The following is a 9,763-nucleotide window of genomic DNA, read 5'->3' as shown; positions in this document are numbered from 1 at the left end:
TCCTCACAGGTCGCGGAGCGCGGGCAGCAGTTCGGCCTCGGCCCATGCCAGGAAGGGCTTTTGCCGGTCGCCGCCGATCTGGACCAGGGCGACCTCGGTGAACCCCGCTTCCGCGTACGGGCGTACGGCGTCGACGAACGCGTCCACGTCGTCGCCGCACGCGATGGCCTCGGCGACGTCTTCGGGCCGGGTGTGCTGCGATGCCTGCTCGAAGCCGGCGGGGCCGGGTAGTTCGGGGTTCACCTTCCAGCTCCGGGAGGTGGCCTGCGCGGCCGCCCCCAGGACGCTCCACGCGTACGACGCGTGCCCCTGCGATCGCAGCCAGGGGAAGGAGTGGTCGGAGACGACCGAGAAATCGAATCCCGCCTCCTCCGCTCCCACCACGTGGGACACGAGCTCACGCGGTCCGGCCTGCTCGGTCATCATCGTGTATCCGATTCGCACCATACGTGGCGCCTTGCCGCGATCGCTCCTCCCGAAACCCTCCACCGCGCGGGATCTTCCCTGACGCGACTCAGGCGGCGACGGCGGCCGGCGGTGAGCCACAGCGGGTGGCGCGGGTCGGGAACCGCGTCCGGCGGCATGTACGGGGCCGTGCGCAGGGTGGCCTTCCCGTCCGGGTGCAACCTGCGGCACTCGTCCCGGCTCAGCGCGGCGCCGGTGAGCAGATCGCGTCCGTAGCTCTCGCAGTCGTCGGGGTCGGAGCGGAAGTCCCCTGCGACACCGGCGCGACGACTCGCCGGCCTCCGGCCCCGTGAACGGTCAGGTGTGCACGCAGCTGTTGGCGCCTTCGCGGCCGTCGGCGCTCTCGTCGTTGAACCAGTAGTCGCCCGCGGCGAGGTACCGGAAGGCGTGCGTGACCTTGGCGGGAAGGGCAACGGTCACCGCGCGCGTCCCGTCGGGCCGGGGTTCGAACACATGGGCTCCGGGCTGCCAGCCGTTGAAGGTGCCCACGACGCTGACGGGGCCGGGCGGGTCGCCGTCAGGCAGTACGAAGGTGACATCGGTGGCGTTCTTGCGTCGCTGTCGTTCCAGCATGAGGCACTCCTCTACGTCATGGACGGCACCATGGGCCGGGGACATCCTGACCGCCCGCGGTGTCCCCGGCCCGCGACCCGCCGAACGACGGGCCGCGTCACCCGTCCGGACGGGGCCGCCGGAGCGTGGGCGCCGGCCGCCGACCGTGAAGGTGACGCGGACTGCGCGCCTTCGCGGCGACGGCTCCCGGGGACGCCATGCTCGACGGTGGATCCGAAGCCCCCGCGGCCCGACCGCCGGGACGGGGCTGCTTTCGGTGGGAGGCTTGAGAGCGTGCTGCTGGGACGGCGAAGGGCGCGGACGGCTCGTGCGGCGCGACGGGCCGGGAGACGGGCGGGTCGCGCGCTCGATGACCGGTTGCCGCTGGCCGAGGCCCTGAAGGCGGGGCTGCGGAAGGTGTTCCCGGACCACTGGTCCTTCCTGCTCGGCGAGATCGCGCTCTACAGCTTCATCGTGCTCATCCTGACCGGCACGTATCTGGCGCTCTTCTTCGAACCGTCCATGGGTGAGGTCACCTATACGGGCCCGTACGCCCCGTTGCGCGGCGTGCGCGTCTCCGCGGCGTACGAGTCCACGCTGCGGATCAGCTTCGAGGTGCGCGGCGGCCTGCTGATCCGTCAGATGCACCACTGGGCGGCGCTGCTGTTCGCCGCCGCGATCGGGGCACACCTGCTGCGCGTTTTCCTCACGGGGGCGTTCCGCAGGCCGCGCGAGGTCAACTGGATGGTCGGGCTCACGATGTTCGTGCTGGCCCTGGTCGAGGGCTTCGCCGGCTACTCGCTCCCCGACGACCTGTTGTCGGGTACCGGACTGCGTACGGCCCAGGGCATCATGCTCTCCCTGCCCATCGTCGGCACGTACCTGAGCTTCTTCGTCTTCGGCGGCGAATACCCGGGCGAGGACATCGTGTCCAGGCTGTACCCGGTCCACATCCTGCTCGTTCCCGGGCTGCTCCTCGCACTGGTGACGCTGCATCTGGTACTGGTCGTCCATCTGAAGCACACCCAGTGGGCGGTTCAGGGCAGGACGGGCCGCAACGTCGTCGGGCAGCCCTTCTTCCCCCGGTACGCGGCGAAGTCGGCGGGCTTCTTCTTCATGGTCGCGGGAGTGCTAGGTGTTCTCTCAGCCGTGGCGCAGATCAATCCGGTGTGGGCGTACGGCCCGTACCGGACGGATGTCGTCTCCACCGGTTCGCAGCCCGACTGGTACGTCGGATTCCTGGAAGGCGCCCTGCGCCTGATGCCCGCTACGGAGACCAGGCTGTGGGGGCACACCCTGATGTGGAACCCCCTCGTCGCGGGGGTGCTGCTGCCCGGGCTCCTGTTCGCGGGGCTGTACGCGTACCCGTTCTTCGAACGCTGGATCAGCCCCGACGGGGGCGAGCAGCACCTGTGCGACCGGCCGCGCAACCGGCCCGCGCGGACGGCCCTGGGCATGTCGGTGCTCTCCGCCTACGCGGTGCTGCTGGTGGCGGGCGCACAGGACCTCCTCGCTTTCATCTTCGAGGTCCCGCTCCCGGCCCTGACATGGACCCTGCGGTGCGCGTTCCTCCTCCTCCCGCCCGGTGTCTTCTGGCTGACGCGGCGCCTCTGCCTGGCATTGCAGCACCAGGACGCCGAAGCGCTGGAGCAGGGTGTGGAGGGGGACGAGGTACGCCAGACGGTCGAGGGCGGATACCTGCCGTCCCATCGCGCCTTGAGCACCGCGCAGCGGTACCGGCTGCTGGTGCGGCCGGCGCCGGGGCCGCTGGTACCGGATGCCGCGGAACGGGGCGGGGCCGGGCGGGTCCGGCGCCTGCGGGCCGCCTTGAGCCACTGGTACTACAAGGACACGGCGGCGCCGCCGATGGCCGACGCCGACCGGCGCAAGGTCGACGCGGTCCTCGCGGGCCCGGACGCGCGGGAAACCGGCTGACGCGGGTGAGCGGTGCAGCGGTGGGCCTCGGGGCCCGCTGTCGCCGTCGGCGGGCGCTCAGGTCCCGCTGTCGCCGTCGGCCGGCATTCAGGTCCCGCTGTCGCCTTCGGCGGGCCGGAACACGAATCCGAAGACGCCGAGGCCGAGGGCGCCGAAGCCGATGAGTGCCAGCCACAGTCCCTGGACGACGCCGAGACCCACGAGGGCCGTGCCCACGGCCGAGACACCGGGGGCGTAGGAGCGGGCGGGGAAGAAGAACCGCCGGTCTCCGGCCTCTCGGACGAGGGCGTCCGTGCGGTCCTCGGGGCGGGGGCCGAGCCGGCCGCACTGCCGCCAGAGGAAGCCCGCGACGAGGCCGGACATCAGGAACGAGACCGCGAGGGCGGCGATTCCGGCCGGGTCGCTGGAGAACCACCCGTAGACACCGCCCGTCACGGCGAAGAAGGCCGCGACGCCGCTGAAGAGCCAGGCCTCGGCCTTCATGGAGTCCTCACTTCCGGGTGGTGCAGGTCGAATGCCGGTGAGTCGGAGCGGATCTGGGGCAGCTCGGTGAAGTTGTGCCGGGGCGGCGGGCAGCTGGTGGCCCACTCCAGTGAACGGCCCCAGCCCCAGGGGTCGTCGACGTCGACCGGATCGCCGTAACGGCTCGTGCGCCACACGTTGTAGAGGAAGGGCAGGGTGGACAGGCCCAGCAGGAAGGCGCCGATGGAGGAGAGCGTGTTGAGGAGCGTGAACCCGTCCGCCGCCAAGTAGTCGGCGTACCGGCGGGGCATGCCCTGTTCGCCGAGCCAGTGGTGAACCAGGAAGGTCAGCTGGAATCCGGTGAACAGGGACCAGAAGTGGATCTTGCCGAGGCGTTCGTCGAGGCGTTTGCCGGTGAGCTTCGGCCACCAGAAGTAGAACCCCGCGAAGGTGGCGAAGACGATGGTGCCGAAGAGCACGTAGTGCAGGTGCGCCACGATGAAGTAGCTGTCGGTCAGGTGGAAGTCCATCGGCGGCGAGGCGATCAGCACGCCCGTCAGACCACCGAGGAGGAAGGTGACCAGGAAGCCGACACACCACAGCATCGGCGTCTCGAAGGACAGCGAGCCGTGCCACATCGTCCCGACCCAGTTGAAGAACTTCACTCCCGTCGGGACGGCGATGAGGAAGGACAGGAGGGAGAAGAAGGGCAGCAGGACCGCGCCCGTCGCGAACATGTGGTGGGCCCAGACCGTGGCGGACAGGCCGGTGATGGCCACCGTGGCGCCGACCAGGGCCACGTAGCCGAAGATCGGTTTACGGCTGAACACCGGCAGGACCTCGCTGACGATCCCGAAGAACGGCAGCGCCACGATGTACACCTCCGGATGGCCGAAGAACCAGAAGAGGTGCTGCCACAGCAGCGCTCCGCCGTTCGCCGGGTCGAAGACGTGGGCGCCGAACTTGCGGTCGGCCTCCAGGGCGAGGAGCGCGGCGGTCAGCACGGGGAACGCCAGGAGCGCCAGGATCGAGGTGAGCAGCACGTTCCAGGTGAAGATCGGCATCCTGAACAGCGTCATGCCGGGTGCGCGCAGGCACACGATCGTGGTGATGAAGTTGACCGACCCCAGGATCGTGCTCAGCCCGGACACCACCAGTCCCATCACCCACAGGTCTGCGCCCACGCCCGGGGAGTGGATCGCGTCGTTGAGCGGGGCGTAGGCGAACCAGCCGAAGGAGGCGGACCCGTTCGCGGTGAGGAACCCGCTGACCACCATGAGCCCGCCGAACAGGTAGACCCAGTAGGTGAAGGCGTTCAGCCGGGGAAAGGCGACGTCCGGCGCTCCGATCTGCAAGGGCATCACGGCATTGGCGAAGCCCGTGAACGTGGGCGTCGCGAACAGCAGCATCATGACCGTGCCGTGCACCGTGAAGAGCTGGTTGTACTGCTCGCGCGAAACGATCTGCAGACCGGGCCGGGCCAGCTCCGCCCGCATGATCAGCGCGAGCACCCCCGCGAACAGGAAGAACGCGAACGCGGTGACCAGGTACATGTTGCCGATCACCTTGTGGTCCGTGGTCGACAGCAGCCTCAGGACGGTCTTGCCGGATCTCACGCGCCGGCCGGTTCCCGCAGCCGGCTCCGTCACGCTCGGCGACTCGTCCACCGACGTCATCGGGCCTCCCGCGATACGTACGGATCAGGGTCGGCCGGGGCTCGTGTCACCCCACCACCTTGGCACTCCCCCGGGCCGCCGCCCGGCACCCGGACCGCGAGCCGTCCCCGGTCGGCCGCATCCCCCATCACGTGGGCGCTCGCCGAACCGTTCGCCCTCGCAACGGAACCCCGTAGACGGTGAGCACGGGCATGACATATCTTCGGTCGGTTCGGGCCGCCCGTTCAGGCGGCCCCTTTGCATGTCTATGTCGTACACGTTCCCGTGGGGGGTACTCCGTCATGTCCATCAGCGCACCCGGTCCGTCTCCATCGCCGTCCCCGCAGCCCGGAGCCGCGCCGACGCCACCGGGGCCCTACCTGCCGCAGGCCGCCCAGGTCCTGCGTTCTCCGCAGGGGCTGGCAACAGCCCTGACCGCGCTGCTGTCCGTGGGGGCCGCGGTCGATGTCTTCTCATCCGGGGTCAGCCTGTACACCTGGAAGCTGATGAAGGACTTCATCGCCGATCCCACGACCATCGACAACGACAGCCTCAACCTGTCCGACTCCCTCAGCACCCTTACCGGCTTCGCGCAGAACGTCCTCCGCCTGGTCACGGGCGTGGTCTTCATCCTCTGGTTCCACCGGGTCCGCTGCAACGGCCAGGTGTTCCGCCCCGACGGCTTCAGCCAGTCCGCCGGCTGGGCCATCGGTGGCTGGTTCGTCCCATTCGCGAATCTCTTCTTCCCGTACCGGACGGCGCGGGAGACCTGGGACGCCAGCACCCAGTACGCGCCCGACGGCTCCTACCGCCAGGTCTCGGGCACCCCGGTGGTCGCCTGGTGGCTGGCGTTCGTCGCCAGCATGATCCTCAACCGCGTCCTCTCGCTGCGGTACACGAACGCCGAGACGCCCGAGGCCATCCGCGACGTCTCTTCCTTCGGCGCGGTGTCGGACCTGAGCAGCGTCGTGGCCGCCGTGCTGGCCATCGTCTTCGTGCGCAAGCTGACCGCACTGCAGCGCGTCAAGGCCACGCAGGGCCCGAACGCCGCAGCCTGACGCTCAGGGGGCGAGCGCGGACCGAACGGCCGGGCGCGATCTCCGCGCCCGGCGCCACGGCGCGGACCCCCGCCGGGCAGATCCGGTCGTACGCCCCCGACGGCGTGGACCGGATCATCGAGGTGGCTCTGATCGATGTCCCGGCGAACCTGGAGGCAGCGCGAGCCACACCGAACCCCTCGGCAGCGACGAGCTCGACATCGTCGAGCAGCGCTGAGAAGAGCCGGAGCTACTCGTACGTGTCCTTCCGCAGGGCGCGGTGGCGGCGGTCTCCCTGGCCGGCGCCGTTCACCGCGGTGAGTGACGGGAGCGCCGTGCCGTTGTTCCACAGGCCGAGGTGATCGCGGTGGACGGCGACGACACCGTTCTGCACGGCGCAGCGTTCGGCGGGGGCGCTGAAGTACGTGGTGGTGACGAAGATCGCGACCTCGGCCTTGAAGTGCACTTGGGAGCCCAGGAGGTTGCGGACCGCTCCGTTGGAGATCTTCCGCTTCGGGTCGTACCGCTTGCACTGGATCACCATGGTGCGGCCGTCGGGCAGCCGGCCTCGTACGTCGGCGCCGTCATCGCCCGTGCGGCCCACACGGCGGACTTCCGTGCAGCCGTCCCGCCGGCAGAGGTCGGCCACGAAGTCCTCGAACTGCGTGCCGTCCATCATGTCCACCTCGGCGAGCGTCCGATGGCCCGCGCCGACCGCGTTCTCGTGGCGCCACGTCCGGTCGCCGGCCCGGGCGAGGCGGTCCGTCTTCCAAAGCCACCGACCACCGCCGCCGACCGCGCCGAGCGCCAACACCCCGACGGCATAAGGCCAGATCACCGACCAGAACGTCAGGAGCAGTGCCAGGGCCGCGAGGCCGCTCCACGCACCAGCCTTGAGCCGGGCTTCCCGGCGCTTCCGTGATGCCGAACGGCGTTGCCTTTTGCGTGCTGCCACCCGGTTCCTCCCCGTCTCCGAGCAGCAGTCTGGGCAAGACGACGCGTGTCCGTAAGGGCGCCCGTCGGCCATGGCGCGTTCCTTGCCGCCGGCGCCCGAAGCCAGCAGGGCGGCCACGACGCAGACAGCGGCCAATGCGGCGAACAGCTGGGGGTATCCGCCGAGGGGAGCGGCCAACGCGGCGCCGGCCCAGGGGGCGAGCGCGGCCGCCAGTCGGCCCGGGGCACCCAGGAGGGCCGAGAGGCGACCGTAGTGGGTGGTGCCCCAGCGGTCGGTGACCGCCGTGGCCTGGAGCAGGGTCAAGTTGCCCCGTACGACACCGGCCAGGACCGCGAGCACGATCAGTAGTGGCATCGGTCCGGGGATCAGGGCGAGGGCCGCCGTGGTGGCGCCGCCCAGGGTGATCAGGGTGACGGTGCGGGTGGTGACCGAGGTACGGGCGGACAGGCCGGCGTACAGGGTGCGACCGAGGGTCTGCCCCGCGCCGCCGAGTCCCAGTGCCCAGGCGGCGGTTGTCGCATCGGCGCCTCGTTCGCCGAGGAGCGGGATCAGGCCCATGACGACGGCGTACATGGCGAAGCCGGAGAGGGTGAAGGCGGCGGCCAGGAGGAGGAAGGGGCGGGTGCGGGCCACCGGGGTGTGGTCGGCTGAAGGCGGAGCGGGCGGGGCCGGGGGCCAGGGGGCGCGCAGGGCGAGGGCATGGGCGGGGATGGTGACGGCGGCGAGGATCACGGCGAGCACGAGGTAGGTGGCTCGCCAGCTGAGGTGTTGGGCCAGGGCCGCGGTCAGCGGCGCGAAGAGCGTGGAGGCCAGTCCGCCGGCGAGGGTCACGATCGTGAGGGCCCGGACGCGGTCGGGGCCCCACCAGCGTGTGAGGGCGGCGAAGGCCGGTGGATAGAACGTGGCGGCCATGGCAACGCCCGCGAGGATCCAACCGCAGGTGAAGACGGGCAGGTTCGGGGCCGCCGCGATCAGCAGGACGGCCAGGGTGCCGGTCACCGACCCGGCGGTCATCACGCCGCGCGGGCCCCGGCGGTCCAGGATCCGGCCGATGGGGATGCCCGCGACGGCCGAGACGAGGAGTGCGAGGGAGAAGGCGGCGGTGGCGGCGTTGACGGACCAGCCGGTGTCCGCCGTCAGGCGGGGAAGCAGGACGGGGAAGGCGTAGTAGATGATCCCCCAACCGGCGATCTGGGTGGCACACAGGGCGGGCAGTACGGCGCGCGGCCGCGACGGGACCCCCGTCCCGGTCGCGGCCGCGTCGGCCTGGGTGTCGGCCACGCCGGTCAGCAGCCGCCGGAGGAGGCGGGGACGCCGATGGTGAGGGTGGTCGGGGTCGCGCAGCAGCCTCCGCCGGCCTCCTCGGCTGCCGCGGGCTGGTCGAAGAGTCCCGCGCCGCCGCAGACTCCGGTCTCGGGGAGGGTCAGTTCGACGCGCTCGGCGGCTTCGCGGTCGCCGGCGAGGGCGGCGGCGATGGAGCGGACCTGCTCGTAGCCGGTCATGGCCAGGAAGGTGGGGGCGCGGCCGTAGGACTTCATGCCGGCGAGGTAGACGTCCTTCTCGGGGTGGGAGAGCTCGCTCGCACCGTGGGGGTAGACGGTGCCGCAGGAGTGCTGGTTGGGGTCGATGAGCGGGGCGAGTTCGGTCGGGGCCTGGAGGCGCTCGTCGAGGCCGAGGCGGAGCTCGTCGAGGAAGGTGAGGTCGGGGCGGAAACCGGTGAGGACGACGACCTCGTCGACCGGGTCGAGCCGGCGGCCGTCCTCGCCGACGAGGACCAGCCGGCCGTCGCCGTCACGCTCGACGGCTCCGGTGCGGAAGCCGGTGACCGCGTCGGCGTAGCCGCCGTCGACGGCGGCCTTCGCGGCGAGGCCGAGAGCCCCGCGGGCGGGGAGCTGGTCGGCTTCGCCACCGCCGAACGTCGAACCGGAGATGCCGCGGCGCAGGATCCACAGCCCGTGCGTTCCCCCGCCGTCGTCCGCCCGGGCGAGATCGGCGAGGTAGGCGAGCGCGGTGAAGGCGGAGGCTCCGGAGCCGATGACGGCGGTGCGCTTGCCTGCGTAGCGAGCGCGGACGGCGGGGTCCTTGAGGTCGGGGACGCGGTAGGTGACGCGGTCGGCCGCGCTCTTCTCACCGAGGGCCGGGAGTCCGCTGCCGCCTGCCGGACCGGGGGTGGACCAGGTGCCGGAGGCGTCGACGACGGCTCGGGCGAAGATCCGTTCCTCGTGGCCGCCGGCCGCGGTGTACTGGATCACGAAGGGCTGCGATTCGCGGTCGGCGTCGACGATGCGGTCCCGGCCGGTGCGGGAGACGCCGGTGACGGTCGTGCCGTAGCGGACCTTGTCCCCGAGGGCGTCGGCCAGGGGCTGGAGGTAGAGCTCGGCCCAGTCGCCGCCGGAGGGGTAGGTGTCGGCGTTGGGCTTGACCCAGCCGGTGGGGGCGAGGAGCTTCTCGGCGGCCGGGTCGACGACCTCGCCCCAGGTGGAGAAGAGACGTAGGTGCGCCCACTCGCGGACCGCGGAGGCAGCGGCGGGGCCAGCCTCCAGCACGAGGGGCTGGATGTCCCGCTCGATGAGCCTGGCCGCGGCCGCGAGGCCGATCGGGCCGGCTCCGATCACGACGACGGGCAGGGCTTCGGTGGATGCGTTCACGACGGCTCCCGTATTGCTTTGACGTTTGTCGATGTCCTGGCGACTACAGCTTGG

General features: G+C 71.2%; 8 protein-coding genes and 1 pseudogene. 2 read left to right on the top strand and 7 right to left on the bottom strand.

The genetic code is table 11. From position 1 onward, the window contains the following. Nucleotides 1-3: 3 nt before the first annotated feature. Nucleotides 4-447 (bottom strand): LLM class flavin-dependent oxidoreductase, encoded by a 444-nt coding sequence (locus J7F03_RS36010; protein ID WP_214957059.1) that lies wholly within the window; start codon nt 445-447, stop codon nt 4-6. Nucleotides 448-762: 315 nt separating this feature from the next. Beyond that, a complete protein-coding gene (locus tag J7F03_RS36005) occupies nt 763-1,038 on the bottom strand; it encodes an isoamylase early set domain-containing protein (RefSeq protein WP_214957057.1) in 276 nt (91 codons plus the stop codon). 273 nt (nt 1,039-1,311) lie between these two features. Between J7F03_RS36005 and J7F03_RS36000 the strand changes: the two genes are divergently transcribed. Next, a complete protein-coding gene (locus J7F03_RS36000) occupies nt 1,312-2,952 on the top strand; it encodes a cytochrome bc complex cytochrome b subunit (RefSeq protein ID WP_374104441.1) in 1,641 nt (546 codons plus the stop codon). Between the two features lie 87 nt (nt 2,953-3,039). Here the strand turns inward: J7F03_RS36000 and J7F03_RS35995 are convergent, their stop codons facing one another. Both J7F03_RS35995 and ctaD read right to left on the bottom strand, forming a co-directional pair. Continuing rightward, on the bottom strand, nt 3,040-3,435 hold the full coding sequence (locus tag J7F03_RS35995) for a cytochrome c oxidase subunit 4 (RefSeq protein WP_214957056.1): 396 nt from the start codon (nt 3,433-3,435) through the stop codon (nt 3,040-3,042). Continuing rightward, nucleotides 3,432-5,090, bottom strand: coding sequence for a cytochrome c oxidase subunit I (ctaD, locus tag J7F03_RS35990; protein ID WP_214957055.1), 1,659 nt, complete (start codon nt 5,088-5,090; stop codon nt 3,432-3,434). Before ctaD ends, J7F03_RS35995 begins: the two co-directional genes overlap by 4 nt. A gap of 281 nt (nt 5,091-5,371) precedes the next feature. Between ctaD and J7F03_RS35985 the strand changes: the two genes are divergently transcribed. Next, the gene (locus J7F03_RS35985) at nt 5,372-6,127 is read left to right on the top strand and encodes a DUF4328 domain-containing protein (protein ID WP_214957054.1); all 756 of its coding nucleotides are present in this window, start codon (nt 5,372-5,374) and stop codon (nt 6,125-6,127) included. A 229-nt stretch (nt 6,128-6,356) separates the two neighbouring features. On the opposite strand, the gene J7F03_RS41630 is transcribed toward J7F03_RS35985, so the two are convergent. The 3 genes and pseudogenes from J7F03_RS41630 to J7F03_RS35975 form a co-directional block, all read right to left on the bottom strand. Continuing rightward, on the bottom strand, nt 6,357-6,782 hold the full coding sequence (locus tag J7F03_RS41630) for a restriction endonuclease (RefSeq protein ID WP_251073017.1): 426 nt from the start codon (nt 6,780-6,782) through the stop codon (nt 6,357-6,359). Between the two features lie 378 nt (nt 6,783-7,160). Further along, nucleotides 7,161-8,342 (bottom strand): annotated as a pseudogene (locus tag J7F03_RS35980) (MFS transporter); the annotation flags it as partial. Between the two features lie 5 nt (nt 8,343-8,347). Further along, nucleotides 8,348-9,709, bottom strand: a complete 1,362-nt coding sequence (locus tag J7F03_RS35975) for an NAD(P)-binding domain-containing protein (protein WP_214957053.1) — start codon at nt 9,707-9,709, stop codon at nt 8,348-8,350. Between the last annotated feature and the right edge of the window lie 54 nt (nt 9,710-9,763).

Source organism: Streptomyces sp. ISL-43 (assembly GCF_018614195.1).
Classification (GTDB): Bacteria; Actinomycetota; Actinomycetes; order Streptomycetales; family Streptomycetaceae; genus Streptomyces.
Note: the sequence above shows the minus strand (reverse complement) of the source record. Positions and strands in the feature narration are given on the sequence as shown.

What these genes read in the sequence shown, in the direction of transcription:
- J7F03_RS35995 (WP_214957056.1), bottom strand. Translation starts at nt 3,435, where the DNA reads ATGAAGGCCGAGGCCTGGCTCTTCAGCGGCGTCGCGGCCTTCTTCGCC.
- J7F03_RS36010 (WP_214957059.1), bottom strand. Translation starts at nt 447, where the DNA reads ATGGTGCGAATCGGATACACGATGATGACCGAGCAGGCCGGACCGCGT.
- J7F03_RS36005 (WP_214957057.1), bottom strand. Translation starts at nt 1,038, where the DNA reads ATGCTGGAACGACAGCGACGCAAGAACGCCACCGATGTCACCTTCGTA.
- ctaD (WP_214957055.1), bottom strand. Translation starts at nt 5,090, where the DNA reads ATGACGTCGGTGGACGAGTCGCCGAGCGTGACGGAGCCGGCTGCGGGA.
- J7F03_RS35985 (WP_214957054.1), top strand. Translation starts at nt 5,372, where the DNA reads ATGTCCATCAGCGCACCCGGTCCGTCTCCATCGCCGTCCCCGCAGCCC.
- J7F03_RS41630 (WP_251073017.1), bottom strand. Translation starts at nt 6,782, where the DNA reads ATGGACGGCACGCAGTTCGAGGACTTCGTGGCCGACCTCTGCCGGCGG.